This is a genomic window from Clostridioides sp. ZZV14-6387, assembly GCF_020657835.1.
Taxonomy (GTDB): domain Bacteria; phylum Bacillota; class Clostridia; order Peptostreptococcales; family Peptostreptococcaceae; genus Clostridioides; species Clostridioides difficile_A.
Window position 1 is genome coordinate 70,735 of the sequence record NZ_JAGWCW010000006.1, and the last position, 25,062, is coordinate 95,796.

The 25,062-nt window shown below is 28.2% G+C and carries 21 protein-coding genes; 2 read left to right on the plus strand and 19 right to left on the minus strand.

Features of this window, described 5'->3' with window-relative positions:
* Positions 1 to 244 precede the first annotated feature (244 nt).
* The 6 genes from coaBC to ltaE all read right to left on the minus strand — a co-directional run bounded on the left by coaBC (position 245) and on the right by ltaE (position 5,402).
* Complete coding sequence (gene coaBC, locus KGF38_RS05465) at positions 245 to 1,444, minus strand: bifunctional phosphopantothenoylcysteine decarboxylase/phosphopantothenate--cysteine ligase CoaBC (protein ID WP_074178483.1); 1,200 nt, start codon at positions 1,442 to 1,444, stop codon at positions 245 to 247.
* A 4-nt stretch (positions 1,445 to 1,448) separates the two neighbouring features.
* The gene (rpoZ, locus tag KGF38_RS05470; RefSeq protein ID WP_021385513.1) at positions 1,449 to 1,715 is read right to left on the minus strand and encodes a DNA-directed RNA polymerase subunit omega; all 267 of its coding nucleotides are present in this window, start codon (positions 1,713 to 1,715) and stop codon (positions 1,449 to 1,451) included.
* A gap of 2 nt (positions 1,716 to 1,717) precedes the next feature.
* Positions 1,718 to 2,335, minus strand: coding sequence for a guanylate kinase (gmk, locus tag KGF38_RS05475; protein ID WP_054271167.1), 618 nt, complete (start codon positions 2,333 to 2,335; stop codon positions 1,718 to 1,720).
* A 29-nt stretch (positions 2,336 to 2,364) separates the two neighbouring features.
* Entirely contained in the window at positions 2,365 to 3,246 is an 882-nt protein-coding gene (locus KGF38_RS05480; protein WP_054277253.1) for a YicC/YloC family endoribonuclease, read from the minus strand.
* A gap of 3 nt (positions 3,247 to 3,249) precedes the next feature.
* Positions 3,250 to 4,080: a diaminopimelate epimerase gene (dapF, locus tag KGF38_RS05485; protein ID WP_079770230.1), complete on the minus strand. Its 831-nt coding sequence runs from the start codon at positions 4,078 to 4,080 to the stop codon at positions 3,250 to 3,252.
* A 287-nt stretch (positions 4,081 to 4,367) separates the two neighbouring features.
* Entirely contained in the window at positions 4,368 to 5,402 is a 1,035-nt protein-coding gene (gene ltaE, locus KGF38_RS05490; protein ID WP_054277255.1) for a low-specificity L-threonine aldolase, read from the minus strand.
* A gap of 292 nt (positions 5,403 to 5,694) precedes the next feature.
* Between ltaE and KGF38_RS05495 the strand changes: the two genes are divergently transcribed.
* Positions 5,695 to 7,470 carry an NFACT family protein gene (locus KGF38_RS05495; RefSeq protein ID WP_074178484.1) on the plus strand — a complete coding sequence of 592 codons (1,776 nt, stop codon included), beginning with the start codon at positions 5,695 to 5,697 and terminating at the stop codon, positions 7,468 to 7,470.
* 118 nt (positions 7,471 to 7,588) lie between these two features.
* On the opposite strand, the gene cplR is transcribed toward KGF38_RS05495, so the two are convergent.
* From cplR to KGF38_RS05560, 13 genes are all read right to left on the minus strand, one after another.
* The gene (gene cplR / locus KGF38_RS05500; protein WP_074178485.1) at positions 7,589 to 9,250 is read right to left on the minus strand and encodes an ABC-F type ribosomal protection protein CplR; all 1,662 of its coding nucleotides are present in this window, start codon (positions 9,248 to 9,250) and stop codon (positions 7,589 to 7,591) included.
* 290 nt (positions 9,251 to 9,540) lie between these two features.
* The gene (locus tag KGF38_RS05505; RefSeq protein WP_054271173.1) at positions 9,541 to 10,749 is read right to left on the minus strand and encodes a uracil-xanthine permease family protein; all 1,209 of its coding nucleotides are present in this window, start codon (positions 10,747 to 10,749) and stop codon (positions 9,541 to 9,543) included.
* Positions 10,750 to 11,031: 282 nt separating this feature from the next.
* Positions 11,032 to 11,565 (minus strand): bifunctional pyr operon transcriptional regulator/uracil phosphoribosyltransferase PyrR, encoded by a 534-nt coding sequence (gene pyrR / locus KGF38_RS05510; RefSeq protein WP_054277257.1) that lies wholly within the window; start codon positions 11,563 to 11,565, stop codon positions 11,032 to 11,034.
* 356 nt (positions 11,566 to 11,921) lie between these two features.
* Positions 11,922 to 12,869 carry an RluA family pseudouridine synthase gene (locus KGF38_RS05515; RefSeq protein WP_054271175.1) on the minus strand — a complete coding sequence of 316 codons (948 nt, stop codon included), beginning with the start codon at positions 12,867 to 12,869 and terminating at the stop codon, positions 11,922 to 11,924.
* Positions 12,838 to 13,284 (minus strand): signal peptidase II, encoded by a 447-nt coding sequence (gene lspA / locus KGF38_RS05520; RefSeq protein ID WP_054271176.1) that lies wholly within the window; start codon positions 13,282 to 13,284, stop codon positions 12,838 to 12,840. Before lspA ends, KGF38_RS05515 begins: the two co-directional genes overlap by 32 nt.
* Positions 13,285 to 13,442: 158 nt before the next feature.
* Positions 13,443 to 14,213 (minus strand): polysaccharide deacetylase family protein, encoded by a 771-nt coding sequence (locus KGF38_RS05525; RefSeq protein ID WP_054277258.1) that lies wholly within the window; start codon positions 14,211 to 14,213, stop codon positions 13,443 to 13,445.
* Positions 14,214 to 14,261: 48 nt separating this feature from the next.
* The gene (locus KGF38_RS05530; RefSeq protein WP_054271178.1) at positions 14,262 to 14,744 is read right to left on the minus strand and encodes a TraR/DksA C4-type zinc finger protein; all 483 of its coding nucleotides are present in this window, start codon (positions 14,742 to 14,744) and stop codon (positions 14,262 to 14,264) included.
* 177 nt (positions 14,745 to 14,921) lie between these two features.
* Entirely contained in the window at positions 14,922 to 16,343 is a 1,422-nt protein-coding gene (locus tag KGF38_RS05535) for a carbon starvation protein A (protein ID WP_054271179.1), read from the minus strand.
* A gap of 146 nt (positions 16,344 to 16,489) precedes the next feature.
* Entirely contained in the window at positions 16,490 to 17,260 is a 771-nt protein-coding gene (locus tag KGF38_RS05540; RefSeq protein WP_074178487.1) for a LytR/AlgR family response regulator transcription factor, read from the minus strand.
* A 4-nt stretch (positions 17,261 to 17,264) separates the two neighbouring features.
* Positions 17,265 to 18,467 (minus strand): sensor histidine kinase, encoded by a 1,203-nt coding sequence (locus KGF38_RS05545; protein ID WP_054277260.1) that lies wholly within the window; start codon positions 18,465 to 18,467, stop codon positions 17,265 to 17,267.
* A gap of 508 nt (positions 18,468 to 18,975) precedes the next feature.
* Positions 18,976 to 20,286, minus strand: coding sequence for an amidohydrolase (locus KGF38_RS05550; protein WP_074178488.1), 1,311 nt, complete (start codon positions 20,284 to 20,286; stop codon positions 18,976 to 18,978).
* 56 nt (positions 20,287 to 20,342) lie between these two features.
* Positions 20,343 to 21,569, minus strand: a complete 1,227-nt coding sequence (locus KGF38_RS05555) for an MFS transporter (protein WP_054271183.1) — start codon at positions 21,567 to 21,569, stop codon at positions 20,343 to 20,345.
* A 66-nt stretch (positions 21,570 to 21,635) separates the two neighbouring features.
* A complete protein-coding gene (locus KGF38_RS05560; protein WP_074178489.1) occupies positions 21,636 to 22,673 on the minus strand; it encodes a threonine aldolase family protein in 1,038 nt (345 codons plus the stop codon).
* A gap of 303 nt (positions 22,674 to 22,976) precedes the next feature.
* Between KGF38_RS05560 and KGF38_RS05565 the strand changes: the two genes are divergently transcribed.
* Complete coding sequence (locus KGF38_RS05565) at positions 22,977 to 24,938, plus strand: sigma 54-interacting transcriptional regulator (protein ID WP_079770231.1); 1,962 nt, start codon at positions 22,977 to 22,979, stop codon at positions 24,936 to 24,938.
* The last annotated feature ends 124 nt before the right edge of the window (positions 24,939 to 25,062 follow it).

The window sequence follows — 25,062 nt, forward strand, 5'->3', positions numbered from 1 at the left end:
ATATTCTAATATATTTTACAAAATGTCAAAAATCTCAGTATTTATAAAAAATTTCAAGTCATTAATAATATTAATTATATCTTAATAGTTAACTATTAATTATATTTTATACTTTATGGCAAAATAAATGCTGAAAACTACAATTTAACTGACATTTGCGAGTTTTTACTCGCTAAAATTAAATTGCAGCTTTCAGCTACTTTAGCTGTGATAAAATACACAAATATCATATTTAAAAAAGTTCTTATTTCTCAAGTAACACTTTAATTTTATTTAAAATAACATTAGCTACTTCTTCTTTTTTCATTTTAGGATACTCAGTAATATTTCCTTCTACATCTATTATTTTTACAATGTTAGTGTCAGTTCTAAAACCAGCACCTTCTTTAGTTAAATCATTTGCCACAATAAAATCTAGATTTTTCTTTTTTATTTTTCCTTTGGCATGTTCTATAAGGTCGTTAGTTTCAGCTGCAAATCCTACTAATATCCTGTCTTCTTTTATTTTTCCTATTTCATAAGCAATATCATAATTCCTACTTAGTTCTATTGATAAATCATCATTCTTCTTTTTAATCTTTTTGTCAGAATATGTCTTTGGTTTGTAATCTGCAACTGCTGCACTTTGAATTACTATTTTATTTTCACTTAGATTTGATACTACTGCTTCATACAAATCCTGTGCTGACTCTATTTTTACAAATTTTTTAAGGTTTTGTGGGATAGAAAGATTTGTAGGACCTGATATTAATGTTACATCAGCGCCTCTATATATAGCTTCTCTTGCTATAGAATATCCCATTTTCCCAGAAGACCTATTAGTTAAATATCTTACTGGGTCTATACTTTCTACAGTTGGACCAGCTGTAACTATAATACTTTGACCTTTTAAGTCTTGTTCTTTAGTCATATTAGCTAAGACTTCTTCCACTATTACATCTGGATTAGCCAATTTACCTGATCCAATATCTCCACATGCAAGTCTTCCACTTTCTGGTTCAATAAATTTATACCCGAAGTCCTTTAAAGTTTGAATATTTTTTTGGACAATTGGATTTTCATACATATTAGTATTCATAGCTGGTGCTATCAAAACTTGTGCTTTAGTTGCCATAACAGTAGTTGTCAACATATCATCAGCTATACCATTTGCAATTTTTCCTATAATATTTGCACTTGCTGGCACTATTAAGAATAAATCTGCCTTTTTTGCTAATGATATATGCTCAACTGCCCAAGTCTTTGGTTCTTCAAACATATCTTCTACTACATAATTTTGACTTAGCGATTGAAGTGTAAGTGGTTTAACAAATTCTGTTGCCGATTTTGTCATTATAACATGGATATTTGCATTTAGTTTTTTTAACTTACTTACAACATCACAAGCTTTATATGCAGCTATTCCGCCGCTTATGCCAATTACAACAGTTTTATCTTTTAGCATGACCTTACTCCTCTTCTGAAATTTGTTTGTGTTGCTCAGCGTGGTGTCTAGCTTCTTCTATCTCGATTTCTTCTTCTGTTAACAATCTATATGTTATTTTTCCACTTGCAACTTCCTTAGTGGCTACACATACAGGCTTCTCTTTAGCTTTATTTGAAACGTATGGTTCTTCTCCATCAATTAATTTTCTTGCTCTCTTTGAAACAGTCCCTACTAAATAGTATCTGTTGTCTATTTTTTCTAGTACCTCATTGATAGATGGTTTTAACATAATTATAATTCCTCCTTGAATTTCTCTATTATAATATTTTTATATCTGCTAACTTTATTCTTTTCAGATGATATTATACCTTCTATTTCTTTAGCAGATGTTTTTACATCTTCATTAAATATAAAATAATCATAATCCTTAATCATTTTAATCTCTTCATATGCACAACTAAATCTCTTTTCTATTTCAGATTCTGTTTCTGTACCTCTTCCAACAATTCTATTTTTTAGTTCTTCAAGTGATGGTGGTAGTACAAATATAAATACTCCCTCTGGGCAAACTTCTTTTATTTGTTTTGCTCCTTGCATTTCAATCTCTAATAGCACATCCTGCCCTTTTTCTAAACATTCCATTATTGCTGCTTTTGGAGTTCCATAAAAGTTATCATAAATTTGAGCATACTCCAAAAACTCACCTTTTTTTATCATTTCTTCAAATTTTTCCTTACTTATGAAAAAATAATTTACTCCATCAACTTCTCCAGTCCTTGGTTTTCTTGTAGTAGCTGATACAGAAAGTTTTATTGTATCATTTTCTTTAAGTAGTTCTTTGCAAATAGTACCTTTTCCTGCACCTGATGGTCCTGATACAACTAGCAATAATCCTTTTTTCGCAAACATTTAAGCATTCCCCTTCTAATATTGTATTCTTACTCTATATTTTGTATTTGTTCTCTTATTTTTTCTAATTCACTTTTTACTTCCACTACTAAATTAGTTATATTTATATCAGATGACTTTGAGCCTATAGTATTAGTCTCTCTGTTCATCTCTTGTATTAAGAAATCTATTTTTCTACCTATAGAATCATCTTTAAATATAGTGTTTTTAAGTTGACCTATATGACTTTTAAATCTAACTATTTCTTCTGTTATACTGCTTTTATCTGCATATATTGCAACTTCTTGTGCTAATCTATTCTCATCCATTATGCTTGGGTCATCCAATAATTCACTTATTCTCAAATTCAATTTTTCTCTATAATCTTCTACAACACTACTTGAATATTTTTCAATTTCTTCTATATGAGTTTTTAATAAATCACATCTCATAGTAATATCTTCTGCTAATTTTTTACCTTCTTCGCTTCTCATTTCTTTTAATTTTATTAATGCATCTTCAACAGCTTGATTCAACATTGACCATAATAAATCTTCATCATCTTCTTTTTCTTCTATTTTTACAATATCAGGAAACCTTGCAACATTCATAACACTAATATCATCTATAATATCGAATTTATTTTTTATTCCTTTTAGTATCTCTATATATTGAGAAGCTAGTCCTTCATCAAAGTTTAAGTTTACATCTTCTTTGCCTAATAAGTCAAATTTTATGTATAAATCTACTCTTCCTCTTTTTACATAATTTTTTACTAAATTTCTAACTTTATCCTCTAAAAATGAAATTTTTCTTGGAAGACGTATATTTATATCTGAATACTTATGATTTATTGTTTTACATTCCACTAAAAAATAATAATTGTCATCTTTGTATTCCCCTCTTCCAAAACCAGTCATACTTATAGCCATTAATTAATCCTCCAAAACACCTTCACATATTTTTACTGCTGGACCTGTCATATAAGAGAACTCTCCTACATCTATTTTAACTGTTCCTCCTTGAGAAGTTACATTTACTCTACTTTCTACCATGTTAAGTAAATTGCATACTATTGCTGATGCAGTCATACCAGTCCCACATCCTAAAGTATATCCACAACCTCTCTCCCAAGTGTAAACATGTATATTATACTTATCTTCTACCTTTACAAAATTTACATTCGTTTTTTCAGGAAATATTTTATTATTTTCAATCTCTTTTCCATATTTACAAACATCATCTACATCTAGCTCATCTACTATAACTACTGTATGGGGAACCCCCATCAACATAGAAGTAAGCATAAAATCCCTATCTAGAACTTTTATACTTTCTTGTACAAAACGCTCTCTATCTGTAGATACTGGAACATCTTTAGCTATAAAACTTCCTTTTCCCATATTAACTCTTATGGAATTTATTTCACCATTTGTAAGATTTATTTTTATATCTTTAATGCCATCCAATGTATCTACTGTAAAATTTTCTTTTTTTACTATTCCATTATCATAAACAAATTTACAAAAACATCTAAGACCATTTCCACACATGGCTGCTCTTGAGCCATCAGAATTGTAATATACCATTTCTACATCTGCAACTTTTGAATCTTTTACGACTAATAAGCCATCCGCTCCTACAGAAAATCTTCTATGGCATACTTTTTTTGCTAAAGCAGTATAATTTGATGAATCTATATTGTCGAATCTTCCATCTACTGCAATAAAATCATTACCTATTCCATGTAGTTTCCAAAATTTCATAAGTATCGCTCCTTTGTAAATTAACACTTAAACTATTATAACATAAAAAAATTCCCATAAACTTATAATTTATGGGAAAAGTTTTGTAATGACAACTATAATTTGAGGATGTGAGGGAGAGTTGCCATTACAATTAGGGTAATTATATTATGTTTTTAAGCTAGTTCTTTCTATGTTTATATAATAATATTTCTATATGAATTTTATGTATGTTTTATTTAAACTATCTATGAATTTTATAATTAAATTTCTAATAACTATCTATAATTCTCTTTTTTAGATTTATATTAACATACACCTATTAACTCTTTAAGTGTTTTTAAAACATAGTCTAAATCTTCTTTCGTAATATCTACATGAGTTACAAATCTATACTCACCATTTTCCATTTTATTAATTTTTATATTTCTGTCAAAAAGTTCTTTTATTAAAACATCCTCTTTTATAACATCTTCACTCATTTTAAAGAATACCATGCTTATATCTGGATTAATGTTGTTTACTTCAATGCCATCTATTTTATTTAATTCACAGGCTAAATACTTTGCATTTTCGTGGTCTTCATTTAATCTTAATGTCATTTTTTCAATGGCAATGATACCAGCAGCTGCAACTATACCAACTTGTCTCATTCCACCACCCATAACTTTTTGCTTTCTTCTAGCTTTTGCTATAAATTCTTTACTTCCAGCAAGTATAGAGCCCATTGGTGCAGCTAAACCTTTTGATACACAGAACATAACACTATCACAATACTTTGCCATTTCTTTAGCTTCTATACCTAAAGTTAAGGCAGCATTAAATAATCTTGCTCCATCAAGATGTACTGGTAAGTTGTGTTTCTCAGCTATCTTTTTAATCTCTTTTAAATTTTCAAGGCTCACAACAGTTCCGCCTGAATACGCATTTTCCACACATATAAGACCTGTTTGTGGTTCATGTATGTCATCTCTTCTAATTGCCTTTTCAACAAGTTCAGGATTAAGAGCTCCATTTTCATCTTCATCTATAGTTCTAAGTTGAACTCCAGCTATTACAGCAGGTGCTCCAACTTCATGAGTTACAATATGATAACCTTTACCAATAATGATTTCTTGTCCTCTTAGACAGTGAGTAAATAAAGCTAGTTGATTTCCAAAAGTTCCACTTGGAAGAAAAATAGCATCTTCTTTTCCAACTTTAGCTGCTGCTAATTCTTCAAGTTTATTTACAGTTGGGTCATCCCTAAAGATTGAATCTCCAACAGGAGCCTTTGCCATAGCTTCTCTCATTTCATCAGTAGGCATAGTAACAGTATCACTTCTTAAATCAATAAATTTCATTTTTTCAACCTTCTTTCATAATTTATATACTATTACACTTTAAAATTGATTTATTTTTTAAAGCTTATATATAATAACTTATACTTTACACAATAATTATACTATATTTATTTTACATTTAATCAACTTTAAATTATTAATTTTAAAATATAGTATTTCCTTTCATAATAAGCATAAATAATTATTCAATTTAAATATTACTATCTTGTTTAAATTTCCCCTAGTCACAAAGCATATATTATGTGTATAATTAATTTACTGACTATTTTGGTCAAAGAAAGGGGTGCTATATATGGCATTAGATGGATTAGTTATACATTCAATAGTAGATGAATTATCATCAAAACTTACAGGTGGTAAAATAGATAAAATACATCAACCTGAAGACGATGAGGTAATTTTTAATATAAGAAATAATAAAGAAAATTTTAGATTGGTCTTAAGTGCAAGTGCTTCAAATCCTAGAGTCTATCTTACAAGTAATTATCAAAAAGAAAACCCTCTAAAAGCACCTATGTTTTGTATGTTACTTAGAAAATACATACAAGGTGGTAACATAGTAGAAATTTCTCAAATAGGTTTTGAAAGAATAATAAAGATAAGTATTGAATCTTTGGATGAACTAAAAGAAAAGACAACTAAAAATATTATGATTGAAATTATGGGAAGACACAGCAACATAATAATAACTCATGATGAAGATGACAAAATTATAGATTCAATAAAAAGAGTACCTCTTAGCATAAGTAGAGTGCGTCAGGTTTTACCTGCTCATAGCTATTCGTTGCCACCAAAACAAGATAAACTTAACCCTCTTGAGAGTATATCTAAAGATTTGTTTATTAATAACTTGAATGAATTTGAAGGACCTATTTTTAAGTCTATATATTCTAAATTTCTAGGCATAAGCCCTACTATAGCAAAAGAAATCTGTTACCGAGCAAATATAAATCAAAGTACTTCTATAAAGGATGTAACTAGTGAACAGTTTGATTCTTTATACAAAGAATTTTGTAGTTTGTTCAGTGCTATAAATGCTAGCAAATACTCACCTTGTATTGTTATAGATAAAAAAGTGGATAAAGTAGTAGATTTCAGTTGTGTAAATCTTACATTATTTAGTGATTTATCATATATCAATAAAGATAGTATGTCTCGTATTCTAGAAGATTTTTATAGAACTAAAGATATTAAGGATAGAATTAATCAACGTTCATCTGACTTAAAGAAGAGTATATCAGTTAAACTCGATAGACTTTATAATAAACTAAAAAAACAAGAGGAAGAATTATCAGAGTCTGAAAATGCAGATATTTACAAGGTAAAAGGAGAGTTGATTACTTCATATATCTATATGGTAGAAAAAGGTATGGAGAGTATTGAAGTTGCTAATTTTTATGATGAAAATTGTAAGAATGTAACTATAGAATTAAATAAAAACCTGACACCATCTGAAAATGCTCAGAAATATTTTAAAAAGTATAATAAAATGAAACATGCTAAAGTTGAAATATCTCATCAGATTTCATTAAATAAGGAAGAAATAGATTACTTAGAAAATATAATTTTAAGTATTGAAAACTGCGAAAATTTAGCTGAATTACAAGATATAAAAGAAGAACTTGCTAAGGTTGGTTATATCAAGGCTCAAAAGAAGAACAGTAAAAAAGATACTATTCCTTCTACAAAACCTCATGAGTTTATTTCTTCTGATGGATTTAAGATTTTAGTTGGTAAAAATAATAAACAGAATGACTATCTTACACTAAGACTTGCTGATAATGATGACTTGTGGATGCACACAAAGAATATTCCTGGCTCTCATGTAATAATAAAATGTGCTGGTAAAGAAGTTCCTGATAACACTATATTTGAAGGGGCAATGCTAGCAGCATTTTTTAGTAAGTCAAAGCTTTCTTCTCAGGTACCTATAGACTATACTAAAAGAAAAAATGTAAAAAAACCTAGTGGTTCTAAACCAGGGATGGTTATTTATGAGACTAATAGTACTATTTATGTTACTCCCGAAGAAGAAATGGTAGCCAAGCTTAAAGTTAAATCAGAATAAATTTTAAATTAAATACAAGATTTGATATCAAATAATTATACATTGTCTGTCAAATGAAAAAAGGCTATCTCAAAATAGGGATAGCCTCTTTTTCATTGTTAAAATGATGAAGATACATTTAATCTTCTAACAAACTATTTTTTATTTTACTGATTTGCTTTAACAACTCATTATATTCTGATTCATAATGTTCTTTCTTTATATTATCTTTTTCTATAGACAACATAGAGATAATATTTGTAAGTCTATTTTCTAATACTAAAAGATTTTCTTTTTTAGTTTTGTTTTCTCTACTCGGAGTTTTTTTATTTCTATTGATTATATATTCATCATAAGAACAATCAAACTCTCTTATTTTATTATTTTTTATTTCCATAATGTAGTTACAAATATGTGATGTAAATATTCTATCATGAGATACTATAAGCATAGTTTTATCAGTATTTATCAATGCCTTTTCTAGTGCTTCCATAGATTTTATATCTAAGTAGTTTGTTGGTTCATCAAACACTAAAAAGTTGTTATCTTCCAATATTATTTTACATAGTGCTACTTTTACTTTTTCTCCACCACTTAGTACTTTTACCTTTTTGTAGACATCATCACCATTAAATCCAAATAAATTTAAATTTATTCTTATAAAAGACTCATCAAATGAACTATTAACCTTAATGTTGTATAAAACACTATTTTCTTCATCTAAGATATTTTGATGTTGGTCGAAATAACCTATATTTACCTTGTTATTTATTTTTATACAGTCATTTTTATTACTTAATATTTCTTTTATCAGAGTACTTTTTCCACATCCATTCTCACCTAATAAAGCTATTTTTTTGCCTCTTTTTATTTTAAAAGAAACATTATCTAGTAGACATTTATTTCCTAGATTTAAAGTCATATCTTTTATCTCTACTAAGTTTTTGCTAATTATCTCCATACCATCTTGAATCTTAATCTTCATTTCAGTGGAGACCTTAGGTTTATTCTTTATCTCAAGATTATCAATTCTACTTTTTATAGCCTTCACATTTGAGTCTAATTTTTTCTTATTAGTTTGCCCACCCATTTTGTGTAATCTGGCCTCTGAATTACCCATTCGTTTTGGAGTTTTTCTTACACCATCACTTAAAGCTTTTTTGTATAAAAGAGCTTTTTCAAGTCTTTTTTTCTCTTTAACATATTCCTGATACTCAAAATCAGCTCTTTTTACTTCTTCATCTTTTTGCATTAAATAATCAGTGTAATTACCTTTGTAAGCTTTTAATTTTCCATCCTCTAACTCCACTATAGTTGTACATAACTCATCTAAGAAACGTCTGTCATGAGATATTAATAATAATGCACCTTCATACCTTTTAAACATATTTTCTAAAATACCAATACTTTTTTTATCTAAGTTTGAAGTTGGTTCATCAGCTATTAATATACTTTTCTTATCACTTAGCGCATCTGCTATCTTTAGCTTGATTTTTTCACCTCCTGATAAGTACTCTTCAAATCTATCTGGAGCATTTAAAATACTCTTTTCTTTACTATTACTACACATTTCAATGTTATTCTCACTTTGACTTATATAAGAATAGCTATCTGTAAGATGAATATGACCTTCATCTATTTCTATTTCACCTAATATTGCCTTTAATAAAGTTGTTTTTCCTTGACCATTTGAACCAACTAGACCTATTTTCTCACCTTCTGACACTTCAAACTTATCTATATCTAAAATTAATCTATCAGAATAATATTTCTTTAAATTTTCTACTTTTACTAACAACATAAAAAAATCCCTCCTTAACACACTTAAATATAAGGAGAGATTTACATAAATAGGCATAACAAACAAACGTATAGACTATAATCTACTCTCCTTAATTTAAGCATCGTAAATAAAGCCACCAAAATAGACTTTTCAAAAATTACAATACTTTAAATTATAAAAAATAGATTATATTCTCATTGTCCCAGTTACCTTGCCCTTTCTTTCATTTATTTTTAACCATTATATCAACATTAATTATAAATGTCTATATAAATTTAATTATTTAAAATTACACAAGTCATTATTTACTATTCTTCAACTTTAAAATCCTTATTATTTAAAATTCTATTTAATACAATTCCAACAATTGCAGCTAAGCTAAGACCTGTTATCTTTACTGTACTTGTTATTGGTATCCCTATGGATATACCTTTATTAGACAGGTATGTTGTTCCAAGACCTATTAGTAATATAACTGCTATTATTAACAAATTGATTTTACTTTCTACACAAGAACTATCTCTTATAGTTTTTAATCCCACATAAGTTATCATTGAAAATAGCATTATACTAATTCCACCCATAACTGAGCTTGGTATACTTTGAAGAAATCCTCCAAACTTACCTACACAAGCAAGTAATATAGCAAAGACTGCTGTACGTCTAAGTATTGAAGGGTCATAGTTTTTAGTTATAGCAAGTACAGCTGTATTTTCTCCATAAGTTGTATTAGCTGGTCCACCTAAACAACCTGCAACTATAGTTGCAAATCCATCTCCAAGTAAAGTTCTGTTTAAACCTGGATTTTCTATAAAGTTTTTACCAACTACAGCTCCATTAGTAGTCATATCTCCTATATGTTCCATAAATACAGCTAATACAACTGGAGATATAATTACAATTGCTCCCAAGCTAAACTTAGGTATTGTAAAATTAGGTATTGCAAATAAACTTGCTTCTGTAATTGTAGTTACATCTACTAAATTTAATATTAAACATATTATATAGCCAGAAAAAACAGCTATTAATATTCCTAATTGCTTTATAAATCCTCTACCAAATTTATTAGTTAAAATTGCTATTGCTAAAGTTATAAATGCTATTACAAAATTTGCTGAAGCCATACTAAAAGCTGTTGGCAATAAATTTAATCCTATAACTACTATCATAGCTCCTGTAACTTGTGCTGGAAAATACAATTTAATTTTATTTACTCCAACTACTTTTACTATAATTGACATTATAATATAAATTAATCCTGCTACTATTATACCACCTTGAGCATATGCTAAGTCTCCACCATATGCCTCTTTAGCAGCCAGTATAACTGGTATAAATGCAAAACTTGAACCTAAAAAGGCAGGTACTTTTCCTTCTGTACAAAAATGAAATATCAATGTACCAACACCAGCACAGAAAATCGCAACTGACGGATTGAAGCCTGTCAAAATGGGAACTAATACCGTCGCTCCAAACATGGCTAATAGATGCTGTAAAGACATTATCGTTTTTTTCATAAAAACCTCCAAAATTATTATATATAAATAAATCCTCTGTTTAATTAATATCTTTTAATTAATTATCATTCCCTAGATTCTATTTTTTAATCTCTATATACTTATCATAAAACTTATCTTTTTTTACATTTTACGACATTTAAAACTCAAATAAAGGAGAATAAAGACTACATTAAGACACACATACATAAAATTATAATATTTATTTTGTGCAATCTATGTAAGCTTTATCCTCCTCCCTGACTATTCAATGCTAAGCTTTTATACAATATATTAAAATTATTATTCTTTGATTGTAACTGAATCTTCTCCATCAATTTCTAGTAAACTAACAGATATAATTTCATGTCTAGAAGTAGGTACATTTTTTCCTACATAATCTGCTCTTATAGGCAACTCTCTATGTCCTCTATCCACTAATACTGCCAATTGTATTGACTTAGGTCTTCCTATATCAATAATAGCATCCAGCGCTGCTCTCACAGTTCTTCCTGTATACAAAACATCATCAACTAGAACCACAGTCTTATCATTTACATTAAAGTCTAAATACGTTCCCTTAACTACAGGTTCCACATCAATTTTTTCCAAATCATCTCTATACAAGGTTATATCAATATCTCCTGTATCCACTTTTGTTCCTTCTATTTGTTCTATTCTTTTAGAAATTCTATTTGCAATTGGTACACCTCTGGTTTTTATTCCAACTAAAACTAGATTTTCTACACCTTTATTTCTTTCAATTATTTCATGACTTATCCTAGTAATTGCTCTTACTATTGCTTTTTCATCCATTAATTGAGCTTTTTCTACCATATCATAATTATTGTCAAATATATAATATATATTTTTGACAAGTCTACTCCTTTCTTTTAATTTTTATAATTTTATTCTTAATTAAAATTTCAATTTAAACAACAAAAAACTCCTCATCACAAGACAAGAAGCTCTTATATAAAAATATACAGTCTAATTTAGCAATTGTCTTACGATATCTCTGTATCGTTTAAAGATAATTTTTATAATCCATTAACTCAAATTATATATTTATATTTCAAATTTTTCAAGCTTTTTTAAGCAAAATACTTTAATATAAAATATTTTAGTTAAATTTCACTAAATTTATCACTTATACAAAAACAAATAAATGATTTATAGTACCACACAAACTCTTATTTAATTTTTCTAATAACTTCCTTGAAATACTCGGGTAATTCTGAATTAAATTCAATATACTCCTTTGTAGTAGGATGTATAAATCCTAACTTCTTGGCATGTAAAGTTTGTCCTTTTAATTTAAATTTATTTTCTTTTGGACCATATACACTATCACCTAAAAGCGGGTGATTTATAGATAAAGCATGAACTCTTATTTGATGAGTTCTACCAGTTTCAAGTCTAGCCCTCATATGAGTAAATTTATCAAATCTTTCTACTACTTCAAAATGCGTAGTTGCATTTCTACCATCTTTTACTATAGCCATTTTTAGCCTATCTTTAGGGTTTCTTCCTATAGGCTTGTCTACAGTTATTTTATCTTCTTTAACCACACCATAACATATAAATTCATACTCTCTAGTTATAGTATGTTCCTTTAATTGTTCTGCTAAAAAATTATGTGCATAATTATTCTTAGCTATCATAAGAAGACCAGAAGTATCTTTGTCTATCCTATGAACTATACCTGGTCTAATAACACCATTTATTGATGATAATTTATCTTTACAATGGTATAAAATCCCATTTACCAATGTATTTTCATAATTTCCAGGAGCCGGATGAACAACCATGTCTTGAGGTTTGTTTATTATCAAAACATCATCATCTTCATATACAATATCTATTGGAATATCTTGAGCTACAACTTCTAAAACTTTAGGTTCTGGTATCTCTATAACAATATTATCGTCTTCTTTAACTAGATACTTAGCCTTTTCTACCTTATCATTAACCTTTACTTTACCATCTTTTATAATTTTTTGTATATAACTTCGTGACATATCACCTAGTTGCTCTGCTAGATAAACATCAAGTCTAATCTCTTCTTCTTCTTCAAGTACCAAAAACTCTTTTACTTCATCCATTAAATCACCTACTTTTACTTTCAAAAAATAAAACATATATGCATAAAAATACAGTTCCTACAACTACAAATACATCTGCTATATTAAATACATATTCCCATATAATCCTAAAGTCGAAATAATCTACTACAAAACCCAGTCTAACTCTATCAACTAGATTTCCTAATGCTCCTGATATTATTAATATAATACCCAGCTTACCAAATATATGTACTTTTCTTGTATTAAGATAATATAATCCAAATACTGTTGCAAGTAATGCAACTATTATAAATATCCATTGGTTATTTTGTAGTAATCCAAATGCTGCACCTCTATTTTCTACATAAGTTAAATGAAATACATTATTTATTATTGGTATTGTTGATACATCTACCAAATTATTCAATACCCATATTTTAGACAGTTGGTCTAATCCTATAAGTAGAATTATTATTAATACATATAGCAATTATTTTTCCCCCTATAAATTATTTAAAAATCAATTTTATTTGAAACACGCTATTACTATTATACAAAAAAAATACTCCAAAGAGCAACTATCTTAAAATATTAATGATGCTTGTAAATTTGCAATACAAACATCATTAATATTTTAATAAGTATTTTTTATTTTTGTACTTGTTCATTTTTATCTAAGTGAGCTATAAGTTCTGATATTGTTACAAATTTATATCCTTTTTCTTTTAATTTAGGTATTACTACTTCTAAGGCTTGTATAGTTTGTGACTTATCATTTCTTTTATTATTATAATCATGTAAAAGTATTATATTACCATTTTGAACTTTTGTAAGAATAGTATTTATAATACTTCCCACCCCGGGATTAGACCAATCTCTAGGGTCTAAGTTTGACCATAGAATTATGTTCATACGCTTAGAAACTATAATATCACAAACACTCTTACTCATGGCTCTATATGGAGGTCTAAATATTTTGGGTTCTACTCCAATTACATTTTTTACAGCATTTTGTGTGTCTGTTATTTCTTTTTCTACCTTACCATAACTATTTTTTGCAACATTTATATGTGTGAACGTATGATTCCCTATCTCGTGTCCCTCATCATACTGTCTTTTTAATAATTTTTTATTATATTCTACCTTTTCTCCAACCACAAAAAAAGTTGCCTTCACATCATTTTTCTTTAGTATATCAAGTACTTGTGGTGTAAAGACCTCATCTGGACCATCATCAAAGGTCAAAGCTATAACCTTTTCATCATCATTTCCTTTTTTTATTATCACATCTTCATAATCACTGATTTTACTATCACTCAAACTATAAGTTTCTTTTAAGTTATCTTGATTATGATTATATGTATACACACCTACTAGTGATAATAAACATATACATATACCCCATATTACCTTTTTCATGTCATTACCTCTTTTCCAATTCACTTGAATAATATGTGATGTCAGTTTTTAGTCTTTCAATAATTCATTTTTATTTAAATCAGTCAAATCAGTCAAGTATTCAGAATAAAAATTAGTATTTTCAACTTCAGGATTTTCACTTGCATCTCCTAATAAATCATCATTCTTATTAGCACAACTATTACATAAATTTGTATCTGGTAATATATCCAATCTTTCTAAATCTATTTTTTTATGACATAAGTCACAAATCCCATACGTTCCATCTTCTATTTTAGATAAGGCTAAATCTATTTGATACATTCTTCCTTCTTCATGATTTATTAAGCTATTTTGCATATTTTGCATATATACATCTGTTCCCATATCTCCTATATGATTATCATAACTAGATAGCTCTCCTGATGAATACTTTTCGCTTGTATGTTTAGTCGTATCTCCAAATAAAGTATTGTCTTTCATATCTACTACTAAATTAGTTAATTTTTCTTTTTCCTTTAATAATCTATCTTTATATTTTTTAGTATCCATTTTCAACACCTCTATTTTCATATTTATATCATAAAAATAGTATGTGGAAAACTAAATTAAACATACAGTAAAAAATAAGATTTGATAAAAAAAATTGTAGGTAAATTTTAAATTTACCTACAATTTTTTGAACATAATTTAAATATAAATTTTTAATTTTTTATAATAAACATTTCTCTAACTTGCCAATTTATGACTATTTTGTTCTTTGATATCTTTAGCCTTTTTAAAGAATAAAAGTCCCAGGATTATTGCAACAACAATACCTATTCCATTAGATATATTAACTGGCAATCTAAAACCTTCTTTTGCCTGCATTATGTAACTAAATGTAACTACAGTCATAAAAAGTGCTGGTAATGTAGTTATATAATGATTTTTATTTGCTTTAACCAAATATGCAGAACCAGTCCACAACATTATCATAGCTAGTGTCTGATTTGCCCAAGAGAAATATCTCCAAATTATATTAAAATCTATAAATGTAAGAGCAACACCAACTGCAAACAATGGTAAAGCTATTAAAAATCTATTTTTAACTGCATCTTGATTATAATTCATTGCATCTGCTATTGTTAATCTAGCACTTCTAAATGCTGTATCTCCAGAAGTTATAGGACATGCTACAACTCCAAGTATAGCCAAAGCCCCTCCAATAGGACCCATCAATCCAACAGACACTGTATTTACAACTGTTGCTGCTCCACCATCATTAAATATTACATTAAGTTGAGGTATACCATGGAAATATGACATAGCTGCTGCTGCCCAAACTAAAGCTATTATACCTTCTGCAACCATTGACCCATAAAATACAGGTCTTGCTTCACTCTCTTTTTCAACACATCTTGCCATAAGTGGTGATTGTGTTGCATGGAAACCTGATATTGCTCCACATGCTATTGTTATAAATAAGTATGGAAATAAAGGTGTTCCATTTGGATTCATATTTTGTAAATTTATATTTGGTATGTTATATCCCTTTATTATTAATCCTCCTGCTACACCTACTGCCATAATTAACAAAGCAGCTCCAAATACAGGATATATTTTACCAATTAATTTGTCTATTGGTAAAACAGTAGCCATAATATAATAAAGAATTATCACCCCAACCCATATTTGCGTATTTATACCTGTCAATGTTTTTAATAATCCTGCTGGACCTGTTACAAACACAACTCCAACCAGTACTAGAAGAATAACACTAAATATTCTCATTGCTATTTTTGCACCATTACCTAAATAAAGACCTACCAGCTCTGATGCAGATGTACCTTTATTCTTCATTGATAAATATCCAGAAGCAAAATCATGTACTCCACCTGCAAAGATTGTTCCAAATACAATCCATAAAAATGCTGATGGTCCAAATAATGCTCCTTGTATAGCACCAAATATAGGTCCTAATCCTGCGATATTTAAAAATTGAATTAAAAAGATTCTCTTCCATTTCATTGGAACATAATCTACTCCATCTCTACAAGCTATAGCTGGAGTTTGATTTTTATCATTGATTCCAAAAACCTTTTCTACAAATGTACCATAGATAAAATACCCTGCTATAAGTACTACTATTGAACCTAAAAAACTTACCATAAATTCATCCCCTTAGTTTTTTGTATAATTGCTTTATAAATTTTTATAAGTTTAAGAAAACTATTTCCAGTTCAAATAGTAATACTTTTTTATGCTAATATAAATGTTAATTACATTAAGTGCATATTTAAGTACATGAAATGACTTTATATATGCATCAATAACCTAAATTCTTTTACTTTGCTTCTACTTACAGTTACCTCATAATCACTATTTTTTAATTTTAATATGTATGTATTATTAAACCATGGTATAATTTCTTTTACTTTGCTTAAATTTACGATATAAGACCTATGTGTTCTAAAAAAAGCTTTATCATTTACCATAGTTTCTACTTCTGAAATTCCTTCTTTTAATATAAACTTTTCTTTCTCTGTATATATGAATGTCTGCCTTTCATTGGCTTCACAATAATATATATCATCAATATCTATTACAACCAGTTTGTCACCTTTCCAAAGACTAATTTTATGTGTTATTTCTTCTATATTTTGATTTATTATGTCTTTCCTGTCATTGGATAAATTATTATTATCATTAGATAGTTCAGAACTATTCATTTCACTTTTTTCTAACTTATTCAGCATAGAAATTATTCGCTCTTCAGAATATGGCTTAAGCACATAATCAAATACACCCAAAGAAAAAGCATCAACTGCATAATTTTCATACGCTGTTATAAAAATAATTTTAGGTCTCGATTTAAATTGATTCAATGTTTTTGCAAGCAATATACCATCAAGATGAGGTATATTTATATCCAAGAAAATTACATCTATTTTATTTTCCTGAATAAAATCTAACACCTCTATACCATTAGTAAATTCACTCACTACCTCAATGCTACTTTTATTTTCAATAAAATATCTCAATTCCTTTCTTGCTGGAAACTCATCTTCCACTATTATAGCTCTCATCCTACTACTCCTTTACATAAAATACTATCAAAGTCCCATTGTCAGTTCTTCTCATATTAAGCCCATTTCCATACATTAATTTGAGTCTTAAATGCACATTATAAAGCCCAATCTTATTTTCAGGCATATTATCTTGATATACATTATTTATGATTTCCTCACTTATACCTATACCATCATCTTCAATTGATATTCTTACAGTATTTTCTAATGAATATTGTAATTTTTTTATAGATATTTTTACTGTACCAGCTCTACCACTTTCTAAAATCCCATGTATTATTGCATTTTCCACCAATGGTTGTATAATCAAACTTGGAATCTTTATATTTACATCATCTATATCATAAGATACAGTTAATAATTCTCCAAATCTAGCCTTTTCTATCTCTACAAAAGATTTGACCTGCTCAACTTCTTTATTTATATCTATTAAATTATCACTATATTCCAGATTATATCTTAAATAAGTTGATAAATTTATTATTAGTTCTCTGGCTTTATCTGGACTGAATCTTATAAATGAAGCTATTGTGTTTAAGGAATTAAATAAAAAATGAGGATTAATCTGTCTTTGAAGTGCCTTTATTTCTGCTTTATTTCTTGCTTCTATATCCTTTTTATCTTTTTCAATCCCCTCAACTATGGATATAACAAATCCTATTCCAATCTGTCCAACAATTAAAGGCAAATATATTCCACCAATTATTTGAATCGCTAAAGAATGTGGATGCGATATTAAATATATAAGTAGTATAGTAAAACTTTCAGAAACCATACCTACCAGTATGCCATATATTACTCTATGTTGTTTTGGTATCCTCTTGTATAGAAATCCAGACAATACACCTGCTAGGATACTTGATAAAAGACATGGGACAGATGTTATACCTCCAATATCCATAAAGTATCTATGAATACCAGAAAGAACCCCTGCTGTAATACCTACCATTGGTCCAAATAAAACACCTCCTGATACTATAGATATTATTCTGGTATTTACTATTGAACCCATATAATTTATACCATTGTAAGTACCAAATATAGCCAAAAAGGTAAAAACTAATGCTATACATACCAAATCATTAAAACTGTATTCTTCTTTTTGAAATATTTGCTTAAACGTTTTTGACTTTGTTATCAGAAGAAATAATACAACAATAAGACTTGTTTTTTCTATTAATGCTATTAAAATTGATGTTTTCATATTTTCCCTCTTAAAAAGTAACTATTCATACACTTTAAATTTATTATTTTTACTGTAAGTTAAATACATAAAAATAAATTCCATAGTTATTGTATCATATCATCTATATAGAAACATAAATCTGTTTAATTATATAAATTTAAAAAATGTTTTTTTGATATATTATTGACAATTTTTATTATAAGAGTTAAAATTAACTCATAAATTACATATTGGGTATAAAGTACATATTTAAAGTTAGTTCAGAAGGCTATGGTTTTCTGATTTTTTTATGCTCAGTAGTGATATGCAAAAAAGACAAAGTTAACGTTAGTTAACTTTTACCTTTATTCTACTTTCCCCAAAGTAAGAATAATCTAACCCCTTTGAGATGAGCAGAAGCTCATCTTTTTTTATGTATATTTCTATATATGTAAAATTAAGTTTATCAACATTTACATATAAATAGGGGCTAATCTCTGTTTGATATGCCCCCATTTTATATTTATCTTAATTTTTTATAACAACTTTAATAGTTGGATGAGATATCTAAAACAACTTTAGAGTATAACATGGCAGAGATTGGTATAATATCCTCATTATAATCAAAATTTCTATTATGATGTTTTTCAGTTAATTCAGCATCAAGTAGAAGATATGTCGCTTTTCCACCATGCTTATGAACATCATTCATCATAAATGTAAAATCTTCTCCTGCACCCAAATCAGCATAATCAACTATTTCTCTAATCCCATCAATACATTTACCTGATTTTGCTACAAACTCTACAAAATCTTTATCACAATAAGAATCAGCAGATTTTCCTTTAAAATTTAGACTATATTTACACTTATACATTAATGCAGAAGATTCACATACTCTAATTGCACTTTCAAGCATATATTCATTAATTTCATTTGTAATACCTCTTGTTTCAGCTTTCAAAATAGCATTATCAGGGATAACATTACGCCCTGTACCTGCTTGCAACACTCCAATATTAATACGACTTGCACCTTTTCCAGTTCTAGGTATAGCAAGCATATTTAGTGTTGCTGTTGCTGCTGCAGCAAGGGCATTATGACCAACCTCTGGACAATTACCTGCATGAGCTGATTTTCCCTCAAAACAGACATCAAATTTACTACTAACAAGATATCCATAACTACCAGCTGCTATTGCTCCTAAATTACCTGTTACATTTGCAATATGACCACCAAATATGTAATCAACCTCATGTAGAATTCCTTTTTCTACTAAAGAAATTGCACCTCTTCCACCTTCTTCAGCAGGTTGAAATATAAGCATAACTTTTCCTTTAATCTTGTCTTTGTATTTTGATAAAATCTTTGCTGTCCCAAATCCAATAGCAGTATGTGCATCATGACCACAGGCATGCATACATCCATGATGCTCTGAATTGAAACCTTCCTTTACAGGAACATGTCCAGGTTCATCACTTTCTATCAAATCATTACAATCAATATCAAAACGAATTGCAACAGTAGGACCAGTTTGTTCTCCTTCAATAATACCAACTACTCCTGTAAATCCTCCAGCAATTTTATTGATTAAATCTTCTCTTCCAGTTTCTTTGATAGCACGTTTAATGCACTCTTCTTGAATGTCTATATCAGGCTTTCCAAGCATATGTTCAGGTGAATGAATTTCAGTTCCATACATATAAGTAATTTTTAATTCTTCAAACATTTCAATTATTTTTACAGTAGTACGATACTCAGTCCATGCTGATTCTGGATATTTATGTAAGTCTCTGCGAACCTTAATAAGCTCTTTCTTAAATTCTACTTCATCAATTCTTTCAAAATTATAATACATAATACACACTCCCTTTATAAATATTATTCATTCCAAATATTAAAAAACCTTATTCACTACAAATTCTGCTCATTCATGTTTTTTTCAGCTTGTTCACGTGTATTAATTGTAGCTGCAAGAAATATACATAATATAAGTATAACTATAATCATTCCGAAAACTGCTATATAAGACCCTTTAAGAAGAGTAATTGAAAGACCCATTATTAATGGTGCAATAATTCCAGCAACAGATGACCCAAAAGCTATAAATCCAGTTGCTGTACCAACTAAATCCTTTCGAACATATTTTAACACTAATGTATAAAATGCTGGGCTCAGACAACATACTCCCAAATTAGCAATCGTTTGATATATAAATCCTAAAACAATACTTCCAGTATTATACATTAAGAAAACAGAAATGCACATTATGATTAGAGAAGCAATAATAGCTATTTTCTCACGTCCAACAAAATATTTGTCAATAATCCATCCTGATATATTTACAAAAACAAATGATGCAAGTGCTGGTATCATTGAATAAGTAGCCATAGTTTTAATATCTAAATGTTTGACATTCACCCAGTATTGTGGCAACCAAGAGTTTAATCCCCACATTAAAAATCCTACGCCAAATTGAATAATTGGTGTCTTCCACACAATAGGATTTTTAAAAGCTTCTTTAAGAGGAACTTTTTTTGATTTTGTTTTTTGTGTACTCTTACCTGTATTTTTTTCATTTTTATTTAATAAGTACAAAGACAAAGCAATTATTAAGTCAGCTATGGCAAAAATGAAAAATGCTTTTCTCCATCCATAAGAAAATGCCAAATACGCTATAATTAAACCCGCAAAAGCAGTCCCTAACTGACCTGCTGATATAAGAAAAGACTTTGCTCTTCCAAATTGCTCTTTTTTAAAATTCTCTGCTATTGTAACTGAACTTGCTGGTGGAAATATTCCTTCTGCACATCCATACATAAACCTTATCACCATAAGAGAAACAAATGACCATGACATACCTGTAAGTGTAGAAAATATAGCCCATATAGATACTATTACTATAATCAATTTTTTAGATTCATATTTATCAGCAAAGTATCCTCCAAAAAGGGACATAATGGCCATACCAAAAGAAAATGAACTAATTAAAAAACCCACTTGTGTTGGATTTAGACCATACTCTTTACTTATTGGTATTGCAGCAACATTAATTGCCATCTTATCACAATACCCTACAAACCAAGCAATAAATAGTATACCTAAAATAATATATTTTTTATTATTATCTACCTTTTCCATAAAACTTGCCACCCCTTTATACGTTTTTTAATAACTTTTATAAACACTAATCTTTTTTATAACTTTTTATATTTCATTTAAAACTTGTTTTATGATTTTCACAGCTTGCTTTACATTTTCAGTAGTAATTCCTTTATAAAATACTAATCTAATCTCTCCAGATGGCAATACTGTGACCTTCAAACCATTCTGTAATAATTTATTACAAAACTCCTCTTGAGCTACTCTAGATTTGCCTATATTTATAATGACAATATTACTTTGAACATTATGGTCTATATTTATATCCTTAATATCTTTTAAATTATCGGCTAAATATTTTGCATTTTTATGGTCAATAGCTAATCTTTCTACATTATGCTTTAGAGCATAGATTCCAGTAGCAGCTATTATGCCAGCTTGTCTCATATTACCACCTAATAGCTTTCTAAGTTTTCTAGCTTCACCTATGAAATCTTTACTCCCAGATAAAATTGAACCTATAGGTCCACCTAAACCTTTAGAAATACAAAACATAACTGAATCCACATTCTTACAAATATCTTTTACATCAACCCCTGTTGCAATAGATGCATTAAATAGTCTAGCTCCATCCATATGAATAGGAATATTATGTTTTATAGATACTTTTCTTAATTCTTTTAAATCTTCCAAAGGTATACATTTACCACCTGCAAAATTGTGTGTATTTTCAATACTTATCAATTTGATATTATTTGTTTTAATTAGTCTAATGATATCACTTTTATCAGGAATACCATCTTCTGCTAATTTAAATTTAATTGGCAACAACTGTCCAAAACGTGAATCAAAAACCACTTTTTCGCTAAGTAAAATATGTTGTTTTTCATCTACAAGTACCTTATCTCTAGGCTTACAATATGTAAGGATTGCTGTAGTATTTGCCAATGTTCCTGAAGGAAAAAATGCAGCAGATTCTTTTCCAGTTAATTGTGCTGCAAAATCTTCTAATTCATTAACTGTTTTATCTTCTCCTCTACCATACTCATCTTCTCTACCCGCATCTCCAGTTTGTGCTAAAAGAATCATTTTTAACATTTCTTCTGATGGTTGTGTAAGTGTATCACTTCTTAAATCAATCATATTATATTTCTCCTATCTAAATGTAATTAAGTCTTTCAACAGTATAATAAGCAACAAGTATGCCAAATAATTTTTTAAAAAATCGTTTTCTTGCTCATCAATGCTATTCCAGCTCTTTGAAATAGATTCAAATGGGTATTCTATGTTTAATATTTATTATAGTTATAAATCAATAATGTTTATTTATATAATCTTATAAAACATTTTGTTGAATAATTAAACAAACATATATATAATGATTGTTAATAGATACACTTTAAAGACTTGATTTAGACATATTATTACGATTTGAAGGTGATTAAATTGAAAATAACTAATTCAGAAACAAACAATTTAGAAAAAGATTTGGTGATTTTATCTCCTTATGAGGGATTTGAATCCCAATTATCTGAGATACTTAATGAAATGAATTTATATCCAACTGTAATTGAGGGATACAATATAAATGATTATTTAATAAGTAAATTAAACAATCTTTTTACAGAGTATTCATATCCTGAAGTAATAATTAGTAGAGGTGGTGTGGCAAGTCACATAAGTAAAATATTTAAAAATACAGTTATAATTAGAATGGAGCCTGATTACTTTGATATTATAAATGCGGTTAATTCTGCAAAGATATATGGTGATAATATAGGTATTATAATGCATTCAGAAACAATAGAATTGATAACAGACAAAGTTGACATAATTAAAAATATCCTTAATCTACATAAACTTAAAATATATGCTTTTGAAACTATAGATGACATTCATAACCAAGTAATTTGTGGAAAATCCGATGGTATGGATGCAATGGTGGGCGGAGGAATAGCCGCATTAGAAAGTGGTACATCAAATAAAATGCCTGTAGTATTTGTTAAATCAAGTAAAACTTCTGTAATTGAAGCTATAAAACAAGCTCTTTCTATAATTAAAGTAAGAAAAAAAGAAAGAAAACAATTAGAAAGTCTAAAATTAATTGTAAACTATATATCAGAAGGTGTCATGGCAATTAATGGTGATAAAGTGGTACTGATTAACTCAACCTTAGAAGATATCTTAGGTATTAAAAATATTCAGGTGTTTAATAAAAAAATTGTTGACATAAACAACACAATAGCTGATTTTTTAAATAAAGAAGGTAAGGACAAAGAAATAATCAAAATTGATAAGTCAAATTTTCTGATAGAAAAATCCAATCTTAATGAAAGTGGTTTTGCAGAAAAGATATTACGTTTCCATAACGTTGAAAAAATTCAAGAGCAAGAACAGAAAATTAGGTCAAAATTGAATGCTAAAGGATTTGTAGCAAAGTATAATTTTGATGATATAATAGGAAAAAGTAATGCTATTAAAAATGTTATTAATTCTGCACGCATCTATGCTTCAACAGATGCAAGCATTCTAATATCTGGAAATAGTGGTACTGGAAAAGAATTATTAGCACAAAGTATACATAATGAAAGTAACAGAAAAAATGGACCTTTTGTACCTATAAATTGTGGAGCAATTCCTGAAAATCTTCTTGAAAGTGAATTTTTTGGTTATGAAGAAGGAGCATTCTCAGGTGCAAAAAAAAATGGAAAAAAAGGCTTATTTGAACTAGCTCATACAGGAACAATTTTTTTAGATGAAATTAATTCTCTACCAATTTCTCTCCAGAGTAAATTGTTAAGGGTAATACAAGAAAAAGAATTTAATAGAATAGGTTCAGATTCTATAATTTCAGTTGATGTTAGAATAATAGCAGCTACAAATCAAGATATGAATAAATTAACTCGCAATAATAAATTCAGAACTGACTTGTATTATCGTTTAAATATATTAAATTTGAACTTACCTACTCTCTCTGATAGAAAGGGAGATATTGAGATTTTATCCATTCATTTTTTAAATTACTATTCAAAAAAATACAAAGTAAACATTCCATATTTAGAAAAACATGAGTTGGATATATTAACAAATTATAATTGGCCAGGTAATGTTAGAGAATTAGAGAATACTATTCATAGATTTGTACTTCTTTATGGCAAAGAAAATAATAATAATAATTTGATTTATAATTGTTTAGAAAATACAACTGATGTTATGGAAAATAATGTTGTAGAAGACAAAAAAGAAAGTAAGGAGATTATTAAGATACACAGAGATACCCTTGAAGTAATGGAAAGAGAAATTATTTTATCTTATTTAAATGAATGTAAATGGAATAAACAAATAGTGGCTGATAAGCTTGGGATATGCAGAAGTACTTTATGGAGAAAATTAAAAGAATCTAAGTAAATCTTCTAATAATTATTAAACTTATTTGATAAGAAAAGGTCGTATGTAAATGTATTTTTATACAAATCTACTTACAACCTTTTCATAAATAAATATTATTTTTAATTTATTATTATAATTTATT

Coding starts and splice junctions, on each gene's coding strand:
- coaBC (WP_074178483.1), bottom strand. CDS start 1,444: ATGCTAAAAGATAAAACTGTTGTAATTGGCATAAGCGGCGGAATAGCT.
- rpoZ (WP_021385513.1), bottom strand. CDS start 1,715: ATGTTAAAACCATCTATCAATGAGGTACTAGAAAAAATAGACAACAGA.
- gmk (WP_054271167.1), bottom strand. CDS start 2,335: ATGTTTGCGAAAAAAGGATTATTGCTAGTTGTATCAGGACCATCAGGT.
- KGF38_RS05480 (WP_054277253.1), bottom strand. CDS start 3,246: ATGGCTATAAGTATGACTGGTTTTGGAAGAGGGGAATACAAAGATGAC.
- dapF (WP_079770230.1), bottom strand. CDS start 4,080: ATGAAATTTTGGAAACTACATGGAATAGGTAATGATTTTATTGCAGTA.
- ltaE (WP_054277255.1), bottom strand. CDS start 5,402: ATGAAATTTATTGATTTAAGAAGTGATACTGTTACTATGCCTACTGAT.
- KGF38_RS05495 (WP_074178484.1), top strand. CDS start 5,695: ATGGCATTAGATGGATTAGTTATACATTCAATAGTAGATGAATTATCA.
- cplR (WP_074178485.1), bottom strand. CDS start 9,250: ATGTTGTTAGTAAAAGTAGAAAATTTAAAGAAATATTATTCTGATAGA.
- KGF38_RS05505 (WP_054271173.1), bottom strand. CDS start 10,749: ATGAAAAAAACGATAATGTCTTTACAGCATCTATTAGCCATGTTTGGA.
- pyrR (WP_054277257.1), bottom strand. CDS start 11,565: ATGGTAGAAAAAGCTCAATTAATGGATGAAAAAGCAATAGTAAGAGCA.
- KGF38_RS05515 (WP_054271175.1), bottom strand. CDS start 12,869: ATGTTTTATTTTTTGAAAGTAAAAGTAGGTGATTTAATGGATGAAGTA.
- KGF38_RS05525 (WP_054277258.1), bottom strand. CDS start 14,213: ATGAAAAAGGTAATATGGGGTATATGTATATGTTTATTATCACTAGTA.
- KGF38_RS05530 (WP_054271178.1), bottom strand. CDS start 14,744: ATGGATACTAAAAAATATAAAGATAGATTATTAAAGGAAAAAGAAAAA.
- KGF38_RS05535 (WP_054271179.1), bottom strand. CDS start 16,343: ATGGTAAGTTTTTTAGGTTCAATAGTAGTACTTATAGCAGGGTATTTT.
- KGF38_RS05540 (WP_074178487.1), bottom strand. CDS start 17,260: ATGAGAGCTATAATAGTGGAAGATGAGTTTCCAGCAAGAAAGGAATTG.
- KGF38_RS05545 (WP_054277260.1), bottom strand. CDS start 18,467: ATGAAAACATCAATTTTAATAGCATTAATAGAAAAAACAAGTCTTATT.
- KGF38_RS05550 (WP_074178488.1), bottom strand. CDS start 20,286: ATGTATTATAATTTTGAAAGAATTGATGAAGTAGAATTTAAGAAAGAG.
- KGF38_RS05555 (WP_054271183.1), bottom strand. CDS start 21,569: ATGGAAAAGGTAGATAATAATAAAAAATATATTATTTTAGGTATACTA.
- KGF38_RS05560 (WP_074178489.1), bottom strand. CDS start 22,673: ATGATTGATTTAAGAAGTGATACACTTACACAACCATCAGAAGAAATG.